The 18,932-nt window shown below is 73.0% G+C and carries 14 protein-coding genes; 7 read left to right on the top strand and 7 right to left on the bottom strand.

Annotated features, from left to right (window positions below):
- Positions 1–66: 66 nt before the first annotated feature.
- Positions 67–654, top strand: coding sequence for a TetR/AcrR family transcriptional regulator (locus HNP84_RS18945; protein WP_185051048.1), 588 nt, complete (start codon positions 67–69; stop codon positions 652–654).
- Here the strand turns inward: HNP84_RS18945 and HNP84_RS18940 are convergent.
- Together HNP84_RS18940 and HNP84_RS18935 are read right to left on the bottom strand one after the other, a co-directional pair.
- The gene (locus HNP84_RS18940; protein ID WP_185051047.1) at positions 644–2,092 is read right to left on the bottom strand and encodes an FG-GAP repeat protein; all 1,449 of its coding nucleotides are present in this window, start codon (positions 2,090–2,092) and stop codon (positions 644–646) included. The genes HNP84_RS18945 and HNP84_RS18940 overlap by 11 nt on opposite strands.
- Positions 2,089–4,011, bottom strand: a complete 1,923-nt coding sequence (locus HNP84_RS18935; protein ID WP_185051046.1) for a serine/threonine-protein kinase — start codon at positions 4,009–4,011, stop codon at positions 2,089–2,091. The genes HNP84_RS18940 and HNP84_RS18935 overlap by 4 nt, the downstream gene beginning before the upstream one ends.
- A 216-nt stretch (positions 4,012–4,227) precedes the next feature.
- On the opposite strand from HNP84_RS18935, the gene rsmA reads away from it, so the two are divergent.
- The 4 genes from rsmA (at position 4,228) to HNP84_RS18915 (ending at position 8,834) form a co-directional block, all read left to right on the top strand.
- Positions 4,228–5,037: a 16S rRNA (adenine(1518)-N(6)/adenine(1519)-N(6))-dimethyltransferase RsmA gene (gene rsmA / locus HNP84_RS18930; protein ID WP_376771918.1), complete on the top strand. Its 810-nt coding sequence runs from the start codon at positions 4,228–4,230 to the stop codon at positions 5,035–5,037.
- Between the two features lie 163 nt (positions 5,038–5,200).
- Positions 5,201–6,037 (top strand): NlpC/P60 family protein, encoded by an 837-nt coding sequence (locus HNP84_RS18925; RefSeq protein WP_185051044.1) that lies wholly within the window; start codon positions 5,201–5,203, stop codon positions 6,035–6,037.
- 12 nt (positions 6,038–6,049) lie between these two features.
- Entirely contained in the window at positions 6,050–6,997 is a 948-nt protein-coding gene (locus HNP84_RS18920) for a 4-(cytidine 5'-diphospho)-2-C-methyl-D-erythritol kinase (protein ID WP_376771924.1), read from the top strand.
- 31 nt (positions 6,998–7,028) lie between these two features.
- On the top strand, positions 7,029–8,834 hold the full coding sequence (locus tag HNP84_RS18915) for an ABC-F family ATP-binding cassette domain-containing protein (RefSeq protein WP_185051043.1): 1,806 nt from the start codon (positions 7,029–7,031) through the stop codon (positions 8,832–8,834).
- Between the two features lie 8 nt (positions 8,835–8,842).
- On the opposite strand, the gene HNP84_RS18910 is transcribed toward HNP84_RS18915, so the two are convergent.
- The gene (locus tag HNP84_RS18910; protein WP_185051042.1) at positions 8,843–9,382 is read right to left on the bottom strand and encodes a MarR family winged helix-turn-helix transcriptional regulator; all 540 of its coding nucleotides are present in this window, start codon (positions 9,380–9,382) and stop codon (positions 8,843–8,845) included.
- Positions 9,383–9,438: 56 nt separating this feature from the next.
- Here HNP84_RS18910 and HNP84_RS18905 point away from each other — a divergent pair, with 56 nt between their 5' ends.
- Positions 9,439–10,227: a trans-aconitate 2-methyltransferase gene (locus HNP84_RS18905; RefSeq protein ID WP_185051041.1), complete on the top strand. Its 789-nt coding sequence runs from the start codon at positions 9,439–9,441 to the stop codon at positions 10,225–10,227.
- Positions 10,228–10,318: 91 nt separating this feature from the next.
- Positions 10,319–11,851: a CYTH and CHAD domain-containing protein gene (locus HNP84_RS18900; RefSeq protein ID WP_185051040.1), complete on the top strand. Its 1,533-nt coding sequence runs from the start codon at positions 10,319–10,321 to the stop codon at positions 11,849–11,851.
- Positions 11,852–11,871: 20 nt separating this feature from the next.
- Here the strand turns inward: HNP84_RS18900 and HNP84_RS18895 are convergent, their stop codons facing one another.
- The 4 genes from HNP84_RS18895 to HNP84_RS18880 all read right to left on the bottom strand — a co-directional run bounded on the left by HNP84_RS18895 (position 11,872) and on the right by HNP84_RS18880 (position 17,123).
- Positions 11,872–12,777, bottom strand: a complete 906-nt coding sequence (locus HNP84_RS18895; protein ID WP_185051039.1) for an NUDIX hydrolase — start codon at positions 12,775–12,777, stop codon at positions 11,872–11,874.
- Positions 12,770–14,866 (bottom strand): RNA degradosome polyphosphate kinase, encoded by a 2,097-nt coding sequence (locus HNP84_RS18890; protein WP_185051038.1) that lies wholly within the window; start codon positions 14,864–14,866, stop codon positions 12,770–12,772. The genes HNP84_RS18895 and HNP84_RS18890 overlap by 8 nt, the downstream gene beginning before the upstream one ends.
- Positions 14,867–15,064: 198 nt before the next feature.
- A complete protein-coding gene (locus HNP84_RS18885) occupies positions 15,065–16,069 on the bottom strand; it encodes a TetR/AcrR family transcriptional regulator (RefSeq protein ID WP_221336406.1) in 1,005 nt (334 codons plus the stop codon).
- 85 nt (positions 16,070–16,154) lie between these two features.
- Entirely contained in the window at positions 16,155–17,123 is a 969-nt protein-coding gene (locus HNP84_RS18880; RefSeq protein WP_185051037.1) for an acyl-CoA desaturase, read from the bottom strand.
- Positions 17,124–18,932 lie beyond the last annotated feature (1,809 nt).

Below are 18,932 nucleotides of genomic sequence, written 5' to 3'. Positions count from 1 at the left end.
CCACTTTAGTGGGCAAGCGCCCACTGGTAACCCGGTTTCGCCGAGCGAGGAATGGAGGGACGCACGGTGCCCACAGGCGTACACCTGCGCGACCCGCGCGAGCACCTGTTCCAGGCCGCCGAACGTGTCCTGCTCCGTGACGGGCCCGACGCGCTGACCAGCCGGGCGGTCACCACCGAGGCGGGCGTCGCCAAGGGCGTCCTGCACCGGTACTTCGACGACTTCGACGCCTTCCTCGCCGAACTGGTGCTCGACGGCATCGCCCGGATGGAGGCCCAGGCCACCGCGCTGCGCGAGTCGGCCGGAACGGGCACCGTCGCCGGCAACCTCACCCAGGCGCTGACGGAGGTGTTCGGGTCGGTCGCCCTGGCGATCGTCAGCCTCATCACCTTCCGCGACGGCCTGCGCGCGCGGCTGCGTCAGACCAGGCCGGTCGGCGTCCCGGTCCTGGCGGAGGCCACCGACATGATCGCCGGCTACCTCGCCGCCGAACGGGATCTCGGCCGCGTCGCGGCCGACGCCGACGTCGAGACCCTGGCGCTCATGCTGGTCGGGTCCGGGCACCTGCTGTTCGCCGGCCGGGAAAGCACCCAGCCGGACGACGCGGCCGTGCGCAGGGTGGTGGCGTCGGTGATCGGCCCGGTCACCCGCTGAGGCTGACGCCCGTGTCGGTCGTGGTGCCGCCCGCGCCGGCCGGCGTCGGGGTCAGCAGGGTGAAGGCGCCCTCCACCCGCCCCAGGACCCCCACGGCGCCGCCCTTGGGGGCGTCGGGGATGCCGGCCAGCAGGCGGTTGCCGCTGAAGGCCACCGACCAGCCGAAGTGCTCGTTCGGGGTGGCGGAGGCGGAGGTCAGCAGCCGGTCCTCGCCGGGGTTCGCCAGGGGGATCAACTGGACGGCGCCCTTCTGCTCGGGGGCGTCGAACGGGATGCCCACCGCCAGGCGCACGTCGTCCGGCGTCTCGCCGGCGCCCATGGCCAGGGAGAAGCCGAAGGCGTCGGTCGCGGCGGCGTCGCCCTCCACACCCTCGGCGTCCTGGTAGAGGGTGGTGCCCTTGGCGAGGGCGCGGAAGCCGTCGCTGCGCAGCACGTGGACCAGCCCGGCGTCCTTGACGCCGCGTACGTCGGCCAGCGGGGCGCTCACGGCCAGGCTGCCGGCCGCGTACGCCAGGGCGTAGCCGAAGCGGTCGCCGGGGGCCTCGCCCGCGACCGACGTGTCCACCAGGTCCTTCAGCTCCCACTTGCCGCCGGTGTACCTGCCGCCCTCGGCCCGCGTCGGGTCGTGGACGACGTTCAGGCCGCCGGTGTCGAGCATGCCCTCGACGTTCTGGCGGCCGGTGCCGTCGTTGTTCTCGTACGGGCTGCCGACCGCGAGGTCCACGCCGTCGGCGGCGCCCGCCAGCCTGCCCAGGGCCAGGGACCAGCCGAACATGTCGCCGGTCTCGCTGTTGCCAGTGACGCCCTCGCTCTCCTGGCTGATGCGGGTCAGCGTGCTGGTGTCGTTCCCGCGGAACAGGTAGACCGCGCCGGCGTCCCTGACCTGGTCGTCCTCCTCGTACGGGGCGCCGATCGCCACCACGCCGCCGTCGTCGGGGCTCGCCGCCAGGGACCAGCCGAAGTGGGCGTCCTGCTGCGGCTCAGGGGCGACGATGCGGACGTTGCGCTCCGCGCCGCCGTACAGGACGTAGACCGCGCCCGCGTCGGTACGGCCGTCCACGTCCGCGTACGGCGCGCCCACCAGCAGGTCGGCGCAGCCGTCGCCGTCGAGCTGGGCCAGCGCGACCGACCAGCCGAACGCGTCGCCCGCGGCCGGGTCGGGGGCGCCGACGGGGGTCAGGGCGCGTCCGCTGACCAGGTGCACCGCGCCCGCGCCCGGCAGGCCGTCCACGTCGGCGAAGGGGTCGCCGGTGACGAAGTCGTCCGCCCCGTCGCCGTCGAAGTCGGTGCGGAGGGGGGTCGCGGCACAGGCCGCGGCCGCCTCCGCCCGGCCCGCGTGGTCCGCCCGATACACCTGGTACGCCTGGTACGCGGCCGTCGGCAGGAGCAGGAGGGCGGCGGCCAGGACCGCCCGCATCGGGGTCATGCGCACGATCATGACAGCCGCACCTCGATGTCCGGGCCGCCCTCGATCACCTTGCCCACCAGCCGGGCCGGTTTGCGGCCCGGCGGCAGGTCGAACACCAGCACGCCGTCCACCTTGGCGCCGGGCGCGAGCGCGGCCGGCAGCGGCGTGGAGGAGGTGTGCGCGGCCTGCCGCGCGCCGCGGTCGTCCACGGCGGACAGCGGCGTGCGCGACAGGGCCACCAGCTCGCCGCCCGGGTTCAGCATGGTCCACCTGACCGTGCAGAACTGCCCCCGGGACGGCGTGGCGCCCTGGTACTCGCCCAGGCCGCACGCGGGCGCGGCGGAGACGATCAGTTGCGGGTCCTCGATGTAGGAGCCGGTGGGAATCCGGCGGCCGATGTCGGTGACCGCGTCGCCGTCGCCCTGTCCGCCCGAGGTGGGCGTCACCCTGCCGCCGGTGCCGGAGTTGATGCTGACCAGGACCACGGCCGTGACCACCAGGGCCGCGACGACCGCGAGCGCCGCGATGAGCCAGCGGCGGCCGGCGCCGCCCTTCCCGGGGGGCGGGGCGGGCGCCGCCACCGGCGTCACGGGAGCCTGCGGCGTGGACGGGGGCACGGTGGATGGCGGCACTGTGGACGGGGGCACGGTGGACGGGGGCACTGTGGATGGCGGCACCGTTGACGGGGGCGCCGGCTGCCGTCCGTCCGTTGTGCCGGGGGCGGGGGTGGTCTCCGCGGGCCGGGCGCTCGCCGCCAGGGCCTGCTCCACCAGGCGGCCCTGGACGTCCTCCTGCGTGCTGGGCGGGGCCGTCCCGTTGCCGGGGCCGGTGTCGTCGGGCCGCGGGGGGAGGACGGAGGGGCCGGTGGGGGCGCGCAGGCCGGGCTGGGTGATCTCGCTCTCGTCGCGCTCGGAGACGGGTGCGGGAGCGGGCGTGGGGGCGGGCGTGGCGGTCTCGGGGGGCGCCGCGGTGGTCTCGGGGACGCCGAGGGCGCTCAGGGTCTGGGTGGCGTCGGGGGCCACGTTGGCGGGCGGCTGCCAGGACTCGGCCAGCAGGTCGGTGGCGATGAGGGTCGGCGGGTTCTCCGGAGCCGGATCGGCCGGGCGGGTGGGGGTGGGGATGCCGCCGCCCACGAGGGCCAGCAGCAGGTCCTGGGCGGTCGGGCGCTGGTAGGGGTCCATCGCGGTCGCCGCGCGGGCCAGCTCGTTCAGCGGGGCGGGCAGGGCGCCCAGGTCGGGGGCGCTGTGGAGGACCCGGGAGGCCATGGTGATCGCGTCGCCGCGGCCGAAGGGGTGGCGGCCGTTGCCCGCGTAGGCGACCAGGCAGCCCCAGGCGAACACGTCGGCCGCGGGGGTGATCTCCAGGCCGCGGACCTGCTCCGGGGCCCACCAGCCGGGGCTGCCGATCAGCTCGCCGGACATGGTGAAGCCCTGGGTGCGGTCCAGGGCCCGGGAGATGCCGAAGTCGATCACGCGCGGGCCGGACATGGACAGGATCACGTTGGCCGGCTTCAGGTCGCGGTGGACCAGCCCGGCGACGTGGATCGCGGCCAGCGCCGCGGCGACGCCGAGGGCCACGCCGTGCAGCGGGCCCGGCTCCAGGGCGCCGTACTGGCTGATCTGCCGCGACAGCGGCGTGCCCGCGATGTACTCCGTCACCATGTACGGCAGGCCGGAATCGTCGTTGCCGTTGTCGAGCACCTGGGCCGTGCAGAAGGAGGCGACCCGGCGGGCGTTGTCCACCTCGGCGTGGAAGCGCGCGGTGAAGCCGTCCACGACGGCGAACTCGGGCTTGACCACCTTGACCGCCACGGCCCGCCCGGTCGGGGCGAGCGCCAGGTACACCGTGCCCATGCCGCCCTCGCCGAGCCGCCCCAGCAGCCGGTACGGCCCGATCGTGTCGGGGTCGGTGGGCCGCAGGCGCTCCGCACCAGGGTGTTCCGTGCTCATGATCGCGCTCGCTCCAGGTGGGGAGTTCCCATCGATGCCGCCGCTCCCCCGTATGGCAACGTTATCCACACTGGATCCTCTCGTGCAGGTCCCGGTGCCCGTCGAGACCTGGGCTCCATCACATGGTGTTCGGTGCGAGACACTCGGTTGGATGACTTAGGGGGAACTATTGTGAGCCTGCTGGGGCCCGCGGAAATACGTATTTTGGCCCACAAGTTGGATCTTCGACCGACGAAGCGGCTGGGCCAGAACTTCGTGATCGACGGTGGCACCGTGCGCCGCATCGTCCGGGCGGCCTCGCTCGCGCCCGACGACGTCGTGATCGAGGTGGGGCCCGGTCTCGGCTCGCTCACGCTGGCGCTGCTGCCCGAGGCGGCGCACGTGATCGCGGTGGAGATCGACCCGGTGCTGGCCGGGCAGCTCCCGCTGACGGTGGCCGAGCACGCGCCGGAGCTGGCCGGGCGGCTGACCGTGGTGGCCGCCGACGCGCTGCGGGTGCCGCCCGAGGAGCTGCGCGCGGCGGGGCGGGCACCGACGGCGCTGGTGGCGAACCTGCCGTACAACGTTGCGGTGCCGGTGGTGCTGCGGCTGCTGGAGGTGCTGCCCTCGCTGCGCACCGGGCTGGTCATGGTGCAGGCCGAGGTCGCCGACCGGCTGGCGGCCACGCCGGGCTCCAAGGTGTACGGCGTGCCGTCGGTGAAGGCCGCCTGGTACGCCGAGGTCCGCCGGGCCGGTCCCGTCGGCCGTACGGTGTTCTGGCCCGCGCCCAACGTCGATTCCGGACTGGTGTCGCTGACCCGGCGCGAGCCGCCCGCCACCTCGGCCTCCCGCGAGGAGGTCTTCGCCGTGATCGACGCGGCGTTCGCCCAGCGCAGAAAGACGCTGCGGGCGGCGCTGGCGGGCTGGGCCGGGAGCGCCGCGCTCGCGGAGGAGGCGCTGCGCGGGGCGGGGGTTTCGCCCGCCGCCCGGGGCGAACAGTTGACGATCGAGGAGTTCGCTCGGATCGCGGAAAACCGAAAGGCTTAATGCTGTTTGCGGTGGTTTTCGGGCTGTTCTAACGAATGTCGCTTTACTCATGATCAGCGGGATCATGGGGTATCACCCGCCGCATGATGATCTCTCCGGATATTCGGTGGCCGGTTCGTAGGCGTCCCCCCTCCCCCCGCGTGGTGGAGGGAGGAGGTGGGCGATGCCTCCGGGTCTCGCGGCGGGACTGATCGCGCTGCTCGCATCGCTCCTGCCTCCGCCCGGCGACGGGCCCTGGCCGGGCCCGTGGCCCGAGACGACCGGCCCGTACGACGTGACGGCGCCGCCCGACCCGCCGCCGTTCGGCACGCCGCCGTTCGGTCCGCCGCCGTTCGAGACGGGGCCTGACGCGGTGCCGTTCGACCCGCCGCTGCTCGATCCGCAGCCGTACGGCACGTCGCCGCTCGACGACGACGTCGAGTCCTTCCTGCCGGGCGTCCCCGGCTGGGAGGGCGAGGCCGCGCGCCCCGACGCCGGCGTGCGGTCGCAGCGGAAGGCGGAGCAGCGCAGGCGGGGGCAGCTCGCGCTGTCGGCCGCGACCGCCATGATCGGCACGCCGTTCTCCTGGGGCGGCGGCGACGCCGAGGGGCCCACGCGCGGCATCGGGCGGGGCCGGAATACCGTCGGGTTCGACTGCTCCGGGCTCACCCTGTACGCCTGGGCGCAGGCGGGCGTGAAGCTCGGGCACTACACCGGCACCCAGTTCAAGCAGGGCCGCAGGATTCCCAAGGCCAAGCTGCGCCCCGGCGACCTGGTCTTCTTCGGCAAGCCCACCGGCGATCCCGACCACGTGGGCGTGAACGTCGGCGACGGCGTCATGATCCACGCGCCGCAGACCGGCGACGTGGTCAAGAGGACCGATTTCGAGGCGTCGCAGCACTACTCCTCGCGCTACCGAGGCGCCGTACGGCCCGGCCTGGAGCCCAGACGTCCCGCCGTGGAGGACGTGGTGGACGCCGAGAGCGGGCAACAGCTTGTCAGGGGTTCGTTACGATCGTGACCCGTGATTGATGTGACCGGTCTTCCGGTCGCCGCCGGCGGTGCGGTGACCGTGCGGGTGCCCGCGAAGGTGAACGTGCGGCTGGCCGTGGGGCCGCCGCGGGCCGACGGGTTCCACGACCTGGTCAACGTCTTCCACGCGGTCTCGCTCTACGACGACGTGACCGCGGCCGAGCCGGTGGAGCCCGGGGCCTACTCCGTGCGGGTCACCGGGCTGTCCGCCGACCAGGTGCCGCTCGACGGCGGCAACCTGGCGGTGCGGGCGGCGCGGGCGCTCGCGGCGCACGCCGGGCGGGCGTACGGCGCCGATCTGCAGATCCGCAAGGCCATCCCGGTCGCGGGGGGCATGGCCGGGGGCAGCGCCGACGCGGCCGGCGCGCTGGTGGCGTGCAACGAGCTGTGGGGGCTCGGGCTCACCCGCGAGGAGCTGATGGAGATCGGCGGCGACATCGGCAGCGACGTGCCGTTCGCCCTGCTCGGCGGCACCGCCGTGGGCACCGGGCGGGGCGAGCGGCTGGCGCCCGCCGAGGTCGGCGGGCGCTTCCACTGGGTGTTCGCACTGGCCGAGGGCGGGCTGTCCACCGCCGAGGTGTACGCCACGTGCGACCGGCTGCGCGCCGAGGCCGGGGTCACGGCCGGGCCGCCCCGGGCCAACGCGGCGCTGATGGAGGCGCTGCGCGCCGGCGACGCCGCCGCCCTGGGGCGGGAGCTGGCCAACGACCTGCAGCCCGCCGCGCTCGCGCTGATGCCCGGCCTGGCCGGGGTGCTCGCCGCCGGCCGCGAGCGCGGCGCGCTCGGCGCGATCGTCTCCGGCTCCGGGCCCACCTGCGCGTTCCTGACCGGCTCCGCGGCCGAGGCGGCGGCCCTGGCGGCCGGACTGGAGGCCGCGGGGGTGTGCCGCGCGGCCCTGACCGCGTACGGCGACGTGCCCGGGGCCGCGGTCGTCGCGGCCGCACCGTAGGGGTGCGCGCGGCGGATACCCTTGGAACACGATGAACCTGGTCAATCTGGAGTCGGTGTCGCACGCCTACGGGCCCAAGCCGTTGCTGAGCGAGGTCTCGCTCGGGATCGCCGCGGGTGACCGGATCGGCGTCGTCGGGCGCAACGGCGGCGGCAAGACGACGCTCATCTCGGTGATCGCCGGCACTCTCAAGCCCGACGCCGGGCGGGTGACGCACAACCGCGGGCTGCGGGTCGGCGTGCTGGCGCAGGCCGACGACCTCGACCCCCGGGCCACGGTCGAAGAGGCCGTGCTCGGCGGCATGGCCGCGCACGAGTGGGCCGGCGACCAGGCCATTCGCGAGATCATTTCCAGCCTGCTCGGCGGCATCGACCTGTCGGCCCAGGCCGGGGCGCTGTCGGGCGGCGAGCGCAGGCGCACCGCGCTGGCCCGCCTGCTCATCGGCGAGCACGACCTGATCATCCTGGACGAGCCGACCAACCACCTCGACATCGAGGCCATCGACTGGCTGGCCCGGCACCTCGCGGGGCGCAAGTCGGCGCTGCTGGTGGTGACGCACGACCGGTGGTTCCTGGACGCGGTGTCCACCCGCACCTGGGAGGTCGTGGACGGCCGGGTGGAGCGCTACGAGGGCGGCTACGCGGCGTACGTGCTGGCCAAGGCCGAGCGGGCGCGCATCGCGGCGGCGGCCGAGGAGCGCAGGCAGAACCTGATGCGCAAGGAGATCGCCTGGCTGCGGCGCGGGCCGCCGGCGCGTACCAGCAAGCCCAAGTTCCGCATCGAGGCCGCGCAGGCGCTGATCGCCGACGAGCCGCCGCCGCGCGATGAGGTGGAGCTGGTGAAGTTCGCCTCGGCGCGGCTCGGCAAGACCGTCTACGACCTGGAGGACGTCACCCTGCACGCCGGCGGTCCCGGGGCGGGGCCGCTGGTGCTCGACCGGTGCACCTGGCAGTTCGGGCCGGGCGACCGGATCGGGCTGATCGGGGTGAACGGCTCGGGCAAGTCCACGGTGCTGCGGCTGCTGGCCGGCACGGTCGAGCCCGACTCGGGCCGGGTCGTGCGCGGGCGTACCGTCCGCCTGGCGCACCTGTCGCAGGAGCTGGCCGAGCTCGACCCCACGCGCCGGGTGCTGGAGGTGGTCGAGGAGGTCCGGAAGTTCGTCAAGGTCGGCAAGCGCGAGTGGACGGCCGGGCAGCTTCTGGAGCGCCTCGGCTTCCGCGGCGAGGCGCAGTGGAAGGTCGTCGGCGACCTGTCCGGCGGCGAGAGGCGGCGGCTGCAACTGCTGCGCCTGCTCATGGACGACCCGAACGTGCTGCTGCTCGACGAGCCGACCAACGACCTGGACATCGAGACGCTCAACGAGCTGGAGGACCTGCTCGACGGCTGGCCGGGCACGCTGATCGTGGTCAGCCACGACCGCTACTTCCTGGAGCGGGTGGCCGATCGCTCGGTCGCGCTGCTCGGCGACGGCAGGCTGTCGCTGCTGCCCGGCGGGGTGGACGAGTACCTGGAGCGGCGCGCGGCCGGCACCGCGGTGACCGCGCGGGCCGCATCCGCCGCCGCGTCTCCGTCTCCCGCAGCTCCGGCCCCGGCCGCCGCCCCGGCCGCGGGGTTGTCGGCGCGCGAGGAGCGCGAGCTGCGCAAGGAGCTGGCCAGGTACGAGCGGCGCCTGGACCGCCTCGGCGAGCGCGAGGCCGAGCTGCACACCGCCATGGCCGGCGCGGCGAGCGACTACGAGCGGCTGGCCGCGCTCGACGCCGAGCTGAAGGAGGTCCTGGCCGAGAAGGAGACGGTCGAGGCCGCCTGGCTGGACCTCGCCGAGCGCCTGGGCGACTGAGGCCGGGTTCAGGACGGGCTGTCGAAGGGGGTCAGCAGGGTCCGCAGCAGCGAGGCGAGGGTCTGCCGCGACTCCGGCGGCAGGCCCGCGAGCAGGTCGTGCTCGCGGCGCAGCAGGTCGGCGAAGGCGGCGTCCACGCGGGTGCGTCCGGCGTCGGTGAGCGAGACCAGCACGCCGCGGCGGTCTTCGGGGTCGGGGCGGCGGCGCACCAGCCCGGCGGCGGCCAGGCGGTCGATCCGGTTGGTCATGGTGCCCGAGGTGACCAGGGTGGCGCGCAGCAGCGCGCCGGGGCTCAGCTCGTACGGCTCGCCGGCGCGGCGCAGCGTGGTGAGCACGTCGAACTCCCACGGCTCCAGGTCGTGTTCGGCGAAGGCGGCCCGCCTGGCCCGCTCAAGGTGGCGCGAGAGCCGCGAGACCCGGCTGAGCACCTGGAGCGGCTCGACGTCCAGGTCGGGACGCTCCTGCCGCCACGCGGCCACCAGCCGGTCGACCTCGTCGACTTCCTTCTCGTCGGGGTCCTTCTCATCGGGCTCGTCGTGCTGCCTCATGCGCCGAGTGTATCTGTCTTGACATCAAGATACTTGGCTCGGTATCAGTTGTCTTGATGTCAAGAGATATCTGGGACCCAGAGGTCTACGGCCGGTACGCGGACGAGCGGTCGCGGCCGTTCTTCGAGCTGGTCGCCCGCGTGCCCGCGCGCGACCCCCATTATGTCGTGGACGCGGGCTGCGGCAGCGGCGAACTGACCGCCGAGCTGGCCCGGCGCTGGCCCCAGGCGCTCGTGCGCGGCTTCGACTCCTCCCCGGCCATGATCGCCAAGGCACGGCCGGGCGAGCGACTGGCCTTCGAGGTGCGCGACGCGCGCGACGAGCTGCCCGCCCCCGAGGGCCTGCCCATCGACGTGCTGGTGTCCAACGCGGTGCTGCAGTGGGTGCCCGAGCACCGCGAGCTGCTGCCGCGCTGGCTCGACGCGCTCGCCCCGGGCGGCGTGCTGGCCTTCCAGGTGCCGGGCAACTTCGGCGCGCCCAGCCACACCCTGGTGCGCGAGCTGTGCCGCACCACCTGGCGCGACCGCCTCGGCGACCTGGCCCGCGACGAGCACCCCGTGGACGACGCCGCCGGCTACCTGGATCTGCTCGCCGGCCCCGGCGTCCGGGTGGACGCCTGGGAGACGACCTACGTCCACGTGCTGCCCGGTGAGAACGCCGTGCTTGGATGGGTCCAGGGCACCGCGTTGCGGCCGATGCTGGACCGGCTCGGCGGCGACGACGACGCCCGTGACGCGTTTCTGGCCGACTGTGCGGCGGCGCTGGAGAAGGCGTATCCGCGACGGGCGTACGGGACGGCGTTTCCGTTCCGGCGGATCTTCGTCGTGGCGGTGAAGACCGCCTAGAAAAGCGGACAGAAGCACCAGAGGGTGTTTGTTAACCTTCCGATGGCATGATGGCCACAAAACCGCTACCGGGCGATAAGTGTGGGGTGTTATGGCCATCGAGATCGAGGACAAGTTCGACGTGCCGGTCGAGTACGAGATTCCCGAACTGACCGGCATACGAGGTTGCGCGCAAGTAGTAGGGCCGAAGACCCACCAGCTCGTCGCCATCTACTTCGACACCCCCGACCTGCGCCTGGCCGCGCGGGGCATCACCCTGCGCCGTCGCAGGGGCGGCGCCGACCCCGGCTGGCACCTGAAGCTGCCCAAGGCCAAGGGCGTGCGCCAGGAGATCACCCACCCCCTCACCCGGAGCATCAAGGTGGTGCCGCCGGAGCTGGCCGAGCTGGTGCGCGCCTACACCCGCGGCGCCGACCTGGAGCCGGTGGCCGAGCTCGACACCAAGCGCAGCGTGACCCTCCTGCTCGGGCCCGGCGGCGAGACCCTGGTCGAGGTGGCCGACGACCGGGTCAAGGGCACCGTGTACGGCGAGCAGCCCCACGTCGAGCGCTGGCGCGAGATCGAGGCCGAGCTGGTCGGCGGCGACGAGGACGACGAGAGCGCCCGCGAGCTGCTGCGCCGCGTCGGCAAGCGGCTGCGCAAGGCCGGGGCCACGCCGGCGGGCTCGGCGAACAAGCTGGCCCGGCTGCTCGCCGCGGCCGAGGCCGACACCGAGGGCGCCGCCCGCCCCGCGCGGGCGCCGGTCCCCGAGGTCGCCTCCACACGGCCCGGCTCGGCCGGCGAGGTCGTGCTGAAGTACCTGTCCGCCCAGGTCACGGCGCTGCTCGCACAGGACCCGCGCGTACGCCGCGCCGGCGACGACGCCGTGCACCAGATGCGGGTCGCCTGCCGCAGGATGCGCAGCGCGCTGAAGGCGTTCAAGACGATCATCTCCGGCACCGAGGAGCTCCAGGCCGAGCTGCAGTGGCTCGGCAACGACCTGGGCGAGGCCCGCGACCTGGAGGTCATCCGGGCCAGGTACGACCGGCAGCTCGGCTCCCTTAGCCCCGAGCTGATCTCGGGCCCGGTGCGGCAGCGGCTCGGGGCCGACCTGGAGGCCCGCGAGCGGCAGGCGTACGTCATGATCGGCGAGACGCTCGGCTCCGAGCGCTACTTCGCGCTGCTGGACGCCCTGGACGCGCTGCTCGCCGCGCCCCCGCTGACCAAGCTGGCCCGCAAGCCGGCCGAGGAGGTGCTTGGCGCGGTCGCGGCGCGCGAGTGGGCCCGGGTGACCACGGCCTACGACCGGGCCCAGGCCAAGGAGACCGAGGAGGAGCGCGAGCTGGCCATGCACGACGTGCGCAAGGCCGCCAAGCGGGCGCGCTACACCGCCGAGGCCCTGGGCATGGGCGAGCTGGCCGCGCTGGCCGAGTCGGTGCAGGAGACCCTGGGCCTGTACCAGGACGGCGTGGTGGCGCAGGAGCTGCTGAAGAAGGAGGCGCAGGCGGCCAGGACCGCCGGTGAGGACACCTTCACCTACGGCGTGCTGCTCGGCATGGAGCGGGCGACGGCCGAGCGCGCCCACGAGAAGTTCCCCCGGGTGTGGGAGCGCACGACGGCCGCCGCCGCCAAGCTGCTGGGGTAGCGGGCCGCTGGAGTGAGAGATCAGACGATGTAGCGTTCGGCGGTGATCACGCGGCCTCCCGCGTGGTGCAGCACCGCGAAGGCGCCCTTGCGGAGGTGGGCGTCCATGGTGCGGCTCAGGGAGGGCGAGTGGTACCGCCGCTCGCAGACCGCGGCGATGAGGTCGTCCAGGACCTTGCCGTGGCTGCAGATCACCGCCGGCCTGCCCTCGTCGAGCACGCTCAGCGCCAGCTCCAGGGCGCGGGCGTGGTCGTAGCCGGTCTCGGTGAGCAGCCGGTCCTTGGCGATGGGCAGCCCCGACCGCAGCGCGTACGGCTTGAGGGTCTGCATGCAGCGCTTGCTCGGCGAGCTGATCAGCCGGGCCGGCCGGTACGCGGCCAGGGTGACCGCCAGTGCGGCGGCCTGGACGTATCCGGCGTCCTCCAGAGGGCGTTCGTCGTCGTCGCCCTTCCAGTCCTGCCGGGAGCCCGCCAGCGCGTGTCGTACGAAGATCAGGGGGGTGGTGTCGAGCGGGACTTCGCGCAGGCCGCGTAACAGCCCCGCGTCCCACTCGTACGTCAGGCGCCGCCGCGCCTCGTCCACCGGCAGCCAGACGACCTCGTCCACCTCGTCGGAGACCTCGAAGCCGGGGCCCGGCACCGCGCGGGCGGCCCAGTAGTCCACCCGCTTGAGCCGCCCGTTCTTCAGGTAGTGGATCGGGGGCAGCGCGCGGCCGAGCAGCGGCGTGATGCCGGTCTCCTCGCACACCTCGCGGATCGCCCCCGCGATCACGTGCTCCCCCGCCTTGAGCTTGCCCTTGGGGAAGCTCCAGTCGTCGTAGCGGGGGCGATGCACCAGCGCGACCTCGGGGTTGCTCTCGTCGCCCCGCCACACGACCGCGCCGGCCGCGCGGATCATGTCGGTCGGCTGTACCTCCAGCTCAGTCATCAACCGTCCTCCACCGGCGCGTACCGATGAGATGGGTCTGCAGGTCGAGCAGGCCCTCCCCGCCCTCCGTACGGTGGTGGCGGGTCCAGGTGCCGTCGGAGCCCAGCCACCACGTGCTGGTGGTCTCGGCCATGCACAGGTCGAGCAGCTCCGACAGGTACGCCTTGTGCTGCGGGCTGGTGACCCTCACCAGGGCCTCGACCCGCCGGTCCAGGTTGCGGCGCATGAGGTCGGCGCTGCCGATCCACACCTCGGGACGCCGGCCGCCGCCGAACTCGTAGATGCGCGAGTGCTCAAGGAACCTCCCGAGCACGCTTCTGACCCTAATCGTCTCCGACAAACCCGGAATGCCCGGACGGAGGGTGCAGACGCCGCGTACCCACAGGTCGATCGGCACGCCGGCGCGCGAGGCCCGGTAGAGCGCGTCGATGATCGGCTCGTCCACCAGGGAGTTGGTCTTGATCCGGATGCGGGCCGGGCGTCCGGCCTCCTGGTGCGCGATCTCGCGCTCGATCCTGGCCACCAGGCCGCCGCGCATCGAGTGCGGCGCGACCAGCAGCCGCCGGTACGCCGAGTGGTTGCTGTAGCCGGTCAGGTGGATGAACAGGTCGGTGACGTCCTCGCCCACCAGCGGGTCGGAGGTGAGCAGGCCGACGTCCTCGTACAGGCGGGCGGTCTTGGGGTTGTAGTTGCCGGTGCCGATGTGGCAGTAGCGGCGCAGCTCGCCCGAGGGCTCCTGGCGTACGACCAGGGCCAGCTTGCAGTGCGTCTTCAGGCCCACCACGCCGTACACGACGTGGCAGCCCGCCCGCTCCAGCTTGCGCGCCCAGGAGATGTTGGCGTGCTCGTCGAAGCGCGCCTTGATCTCCACCACGACCACGACCTGCTTGCCCGCCTCGGCCGCGTCGATCAGCGCGTCCACGATGGGGGAGTCGCCGCTGGTCCGGTAGAGGGTCTGCTTGATCGCCAGCACGTTCGGGTCGGCGGCGGCGTCCTCGATGAAGCGCTGCACGCTGGTGGCGAAGGAGTCGTAGGGGTGGTGCAGCAGCACATCGCGCTCGCGCAGCACCGTGAACAGGTCGTCCTCGGCGTGCACGGCCTCGGCCGGCACGAACGGGCGGTAGCTCAGCTCGCCGCGGTCCAGGTCGGCGATGGCGTGCAGCCCGGTCAGGTCGAGCGGGCCGGGCAGGCGGTAGATCTCGTGCTCGGCCACGCCCAGCTCGTCCACCAGGAGCTCCAGCACCTCGGGGGTGATGGTCTCCTCGACCTCCAGCCGCACCGGCGGGCCGAAGCGCCGCTTGAGCAGCTCGCGCTCCAGCGCCTGCATCAGGTTCTCGGTGACGTCCTCGTCCACCTCCAGGTCCTCGTTCCGGGTGACCCGGAAGACGTGGTGCTGAACGATCTCCATGCCCTTGAAGAGCTGGCCGAGGTGGGCCGCGATCACGTCCTCCATGGGCACGAAACGGTCCTTGGAGGCCGCCACGAACCGGGGGAGCTGACTGGGCACCTTCACCCGGGCGAAGACGGTCTGGCCGGTGGCCGGGTTGCGCACGATCACGGCCAGGTTCAGCGACAGGCCGGAGATGTAGGGGAACGGGTGCGCGGGGTCCACCGCCAGCGGGGTCAGCACCGGCCGGATGCGCTCGCGGAACAGCTTGCGCATCTCGGTGCGCTCGTCACGGCCGAGATCCTCCCAGCGCACGATCTCGATGCCCTCGGCCGCGAGCTGCGGGCACACCTGGTCGTGGAAGCAGGCCGAGTGCCGCCGCGCCAGCGCGTCGGCGATCGAGGCGATCCTGGCCAGCTCCTCGCGCGGCTTGAGCCCGCTCTTGGTCCGCAGCAGCAAACCCGTCGCCATCCGCCGCTTCAGCCCCGCGACCCGGACCCGGAAGAACTCGTCCAGGTTGCTGGCGAAGATCGCGAGAAACCGCACCCGTTCCAGAAGCGGGATGGCCGGATCTTCGGCCATCTCCAGCACGCGCTGGTTGAAATGGAGCCAGCTCTCCTCGCGGTTTAGGAACCGCTCTTGCGGCAGTGGTAGCTCGTCCTGGCGTACTTCGGGGGCGGAATTCGCGATCTCGGCGGACATATGCCCTAATGTAGGTGAGTAGGTACCCGACTCGTCCAGTCTGGTCGGCTTCCATGGCTGACCTGGTTAAATACAGTGTACGAAAGATGACTGGACGGTGAACGATTGGCGTCTGATCGGGTTATCCGGCTCGTGATCCGCTGGTGAGCGCGCCGATAAAGGGATGCCCGCGTGCCCGGGTTTCGGTCGCCGCGCCCGTCACTCCCGGGCGTCCAGAATGCCGCGCTCGGCCAGGCGCGCCTGGATCGCGGCGGCCCGCTCGGCCAGGCGCTCCTCGCGGGCGCGCAGCTTCTCCTGCTCCTTCAGCTCGCGCTCGCGCTGCTTCTCCTGCTCGCGGCGCAGCTTCTCCTGCTCGCGCAGCTCCCGCTCGCGCAGCTTCTCCTGCTCCTTCAGCTCGCGTTCACGCTGCTTCTCCTGCTCGCGGCGCAGCTTCTCCTGCTCGCGCAGCTCCCGCTCGCGCTGCTTCTCGGCCTCGCGCAGCTCCTTCTCCTGCTCCTTGAGCTCCTTCTCCTGCTCGCGCAGGCGCCGCTCGGTGGGGACGGGACGCGGGGCCGTACGCGGGGCGAGGCCGCGCGAGGCGGCCGTCAGCGACGGATAGGGGTCGAGCCCGGTCAGGCCGTTCCAGGCGAGGTTCACCACGTGCGCGGCGACCTCCTCGCGCTTGGGCCGGCGCACGTCCAGCCACCACTGGCCGGTCAGGGCGACCATGCCGACGAGCATCTGGGCGTACATGGGGGCCAGCTTGGGGTCATAGCCGCGGTCGCTGAACTCGTCGGCGAGCACGTCCTCCACCTGGCTGGCGATCTCGCTGATCAGGCTGGCGAAGGTGCCGGTGCCGGACGCGGCGTGCGAGTCGCGTACGAGGATGCGGAAGCCCTCGCTGCTCTCCTCGATGTACTGGAGCAGGGCGAGCGCCGCGCGCTCCAGCTTGACCAGCGCGTGAGAGGCCGACAGCGCCTCGGTGACCATGCCGAGCAGCTTTTGCATCTCGCGGTCCACGACCACCGCGTAGATGCCCTCCTTGCCGCCGAAGTGCTCGTAGACCACCGGCTTGGAGACCAGGGCGCTGGCCGCGATCTCCTCGATCGAAGTGCCGTCGAACCCCTTCTCGGCGAACAGGGCCCGGCTGATCTCGATCAGTTGCTCCCTGCGCTCCTTGCCGGTCATGCGTTTACGGGGTCGGGGTTCGCTCACAGAATTCATAATGCCCGCATACGTAGGAGTGGCGGGCATCCGGTCCGTCTGGCCATCGCGCGACGGACCGGGGCGCGCCGGATCGGCTCCGCCTTCAGACAGCGGTGGGACGCTCGACGCGCCTGGCGGCCAGACGCTCGGGGTTCGGCCAGCGTACGTCGCTCGCCCAGCCGGCCTTCTCGAACCAGCGGATCAGCCCCGCGCTCAGGTCGATCTGGCCCTTGAGCACCCCGTGCCGGGCGCACGTCGGATCGGAGTGGTGCAGATTGTGCCAGGACTCCCCGAAGGACGGGATCGCCAGCCACCACACGTTGCGCGACTTGTCGCGCACCTCGAAGTCCTCCTCGCCGAACACGTGGCAGATGGAGTTGATCGACCAGGTCACGTGGTGCAGCAGCCCGATGCGGACCAGCGACCCCCAGAAGAACCCGGTCACCGCGCCCCACAGCGACCAGGTCAGCAACCCCCCGAGCACCGCGGGCAGCGCCACCGAGGTGATCGCCAGCACCGGGAACCAGGCGTGCAGCTTCTGCACGTCGGGGTCCTTGACCAGGTCGGGCGCGTACTTCTCGCGGTTGGTGCGCTCGGCCTCGAACAGCCAGCCCATGTGCGCGTACAGCAGCCCCTTGGACAGCGCCCGGAACCCCGAGCCGAACCGCCACGGCGAGTGCGGGTCGCCCTCCTTGTCGGAGAACTTGTGGTGCTTGCGGTGGGTGGCCACCCAGTCGAGCACCGACATCTCCAGCGACAGGCTCCCGGCGATGCCCAGCGCGATCCGCAGCGGCCGCTTGGCCTTGAACGAGCCGTGCGTGAAGTGACGGTGCAGCCCCACCGTCACCCCCAGACCCGACACCACGTAGAAGACCACGGCGATGAGAACGTCGGACCACCCGAGCCCCCACCCCCACGCGAACGGAACCGCCGCGGCAATGGCGATCAACGGCGCCGCGACCACGACCCCGAAGGTGACGAGCTCGCCCCGCGTCTTACGCTCCGGGTCGATATCGGGCTTCGGCTGTGGATTGGGGCCCGCACTGGGCGAGCGCTCGGCGACAACGGTCATGGGCTACCTCTCGCGCACGGATGGACGAAGATGTCCTGGCTACGCCACCGTAACCTACGGAACCGTAAGTAAGGAACCCCTAAGGCAGCCACGGACGGCAAACTGCTGGTAGATGAGGAGAAACTGGCCAAAGGCCCCGACATCAAAGCTCCACCTCCTCCAACGAACCACCACCCACCCCAGTTCCTGCCCATGGCCCGCGCTCCGCACGGGCGGGGCGTGCTCATGGCCCACGCTCCGCGCGGGCGGGGCGTGCTCATGGCCCGCGCTCCGCGCGGGCGGGCTTGGGCGCTTTGCAGGGTCGTGTCTTCCCTCGTCGCTCTGGTCGCTTCGCTCCCGCCGCTCCTCAGTCCAGACACGACCCGCGCCCAAGCCCCCACTACCCACTCGCTGAAGCAGCAAAGAAGACAGCCCGCCGCGCGGAGTCACCACCTACCCGCTTTGCCCAAGCCCTCACCACCCACTGGCCGCCGCGTGCCGAGGGTGGCGCGATGACCGGCCGCTTTCGGTGCGGGGTCGCCCGGTGCATGGGCACCGCCCATCGCGCAGCGGTAGCATGCCGCCCGCCGTGCGGGGCCTGCCGCTGCCCGCTTTGCCCAAGCCCTCACCGCCCAGCGCCGCTGCGCCCGCCACATGCCGAGGGCGGCACGTGATCGGCCGTCCCTCGGTGCGGGGTCCCCGGCGCATGCACACCGCCCGTCGCCCAGCGGCACAGCACACCGCCCGTCGTCGGCGACCCTCCGAGCGCGGCTCGGGGTTCTCGTGCTTGTTCGCTCCGGAGCCCCCGGCTCACCACTCCCTCGCCCCGATCCGCCTGTGCGCGGTCCTCGGCCCGCTGAGGTGGGCGGCCGATTCGAGCCACTGCAGGGGCCGGTACGGCAGGTCGGCCCGCCCGCGCGCAGCCCGCGCGCGAGCCGGGCCGCGCCGATCAGGAGCAGCGACAGCGGCATGGCGATCCTGGTGTGCCGGGTCACCGTGCCGGCCTGGTGTGCCGGGTCACCGTGCCGGGCGCCATGTGCCGGGCGCCTGTGCCGCGCCGGACGCCACGAGTCGCGCCGAGCGTGCGCGGAGCACCGCGGCGAGCGTGCGTCGAGCCCCGCGGCGAGCGTGCGTCGAGCCCCGCGCCGGGCGTGCGTCGAGCCCCGCGCCGGGCGTGCGTCGAGCACCGCGCCGGGCGCGCGTCGAGCACCGCGCCGGGCGCACGCCGAGCACCGCGCCGGGCGCACGCCGAGCACCGCGCCGAGCGTGAGAGCGAAGAGCACCCGCGCGAGCCACGACCCCGTGGCTCTCGGCGCCCCAGCCCCAGGGTTGCGCGTTCCTCCAGGGTTGCGCGTTCCTCCACTGATGCCGCCGCCCGTTACCCCGTCTCACTGGTCCCGGCCCAACCCTCTGCCCTCTCTGGCGTTCCCCTTTCCGCGGGCCGACCCCGACTTCGGGGGCCGCCTGACCTTCGCCCCAGCACCGGTGTGTGCGTGGCCCCAGCGCCGTCTGCACGTTCCGGGCCCTGGCCCGCCGCATCTGCGGACTCCCGGCCGTGTTCGCCGGAGCCCCGGCTGCATGTTTCCCTGGCCTGTCGGCGCCGGCCCGGTTCTGCCTCACCTGTTCCGTGCGCTCAGCACTCGCGGCCGGTGGTGTCCTTCCCGCCTTTGCGGCCGTCGCCCGCTGTGGTGGATGCCCTGGCTCCGCCTGTGAACCGGCGTCGTGGCCCGTGTGCGGGGGCTGCCCGGGGCTGTGAGGGCCGGTGTGGGCTGCGTGGGGCTGCGGCGGCGTGGCGGGCCTTCTGCCGTTCTCCTGCGGCCCTGCTGCCTG

The organism is Thermocatellispora tengchongensis (genome assembly GCF_014202315.1).
Taxonomy (GTDB): domain Bacteria; phylum Actinomycetota; class Actinomycetes; order Streptosporangiales; family Streptosporangiaceae; genus Thermocatellispora; species Thermocatellispora tengchongensis.
The sequence above is the reverse complement of the archived record's forward strand: the minus strand, read 5'-3'. Positions and strand labels throughout refer to the sequence as shown.

What these genes read in the sequence shown, in the direction of transcription:
- HNP84_RS18885 (WP_221336406.1), bottom strand. Translation starts at nt 16,069, where the DNA reads ATGAATTCTGTGAGCGAACCCCGACCCCGTAAACGCATGACCGGCAAG.
- HNP84_RS18880 (WP_185051037.1), bottom strand. Translation starts at nt 17,123, where the DNA reads ATGACCGTTGTCGCCGAGCGCTCGCCCAGTGCGGGCCCCAATCCACAG.
- HNP84_RS18900 (WP_185051040.1), top strand. Translation starts at nt 10,319, where the DNA reads ATGGCCATCGAGATCGAGGACAAGTTCGACGTGCCGGTCGAGTACGAG.
- HNP84_RS18935 (WP_185051046.1), bottom strand. Translation starts at nt 4,011, where the DNA reads ATGAGCACGGAACACCCTGGTGCGGAGCGCCTGCGGCCCACCGACCCC.
- HNP84_RS18905 (WP_185051041.1), top strand. Translation starts at nt 9,439, where the DNA reads ATGTCAAGAGATATCTGGGACCCAGAGGTCTACGGCCGGTACGCGGAC.
- HNP84_RS18915 (WP_185051043.1), top strand. Translation starts at nt 7,029, where the DNA reads ATGAACCTGGTCAATCTGGAGTCGGTGTCGCACGCCTACGGGCCCAAG.
- HNP84_RS18925 (WP_185051044.1), top strand. Translation starts at nt 5,201, where the DNA reads ATGCCTCCGGGTCTCGCGGCGGGACTGATCGCGCTGCTCGCATCGCTC.
- HNP84_RS18940 (WP_185051047.1), bottom strand. Translation starts at nt 2,092, where the DNA reads ATGATCGTGCGCATGACCCCGATGCGGGCGGTCCTGGCCGCCGCCCTC.
- HNP84_RS18890 (WP_185051038.1), bottom strand. Translation starts at nt 14,866, where the DNA reads ATGTCCGCCGAGATCGCGAATTCCGCCCCCGAAGTACGCCAGGACGAG.
- HNP84_RS18910 (WP_185051042.1), bottom strand. Translation starts at nt 9,382, where the DNA reads ATGAGGCAGCACGACGAGCCCGATGAGAAGGACCCCGACGAGAAGGAA.
- HNP84_RS18895 (WP_185051039.1), bottom strand. Translation starts at nt 12,777, where the DNA reads ATGACTGAGCTGGAGGTACAGCCGACCGACATGATCCGCGCGGCCGGC.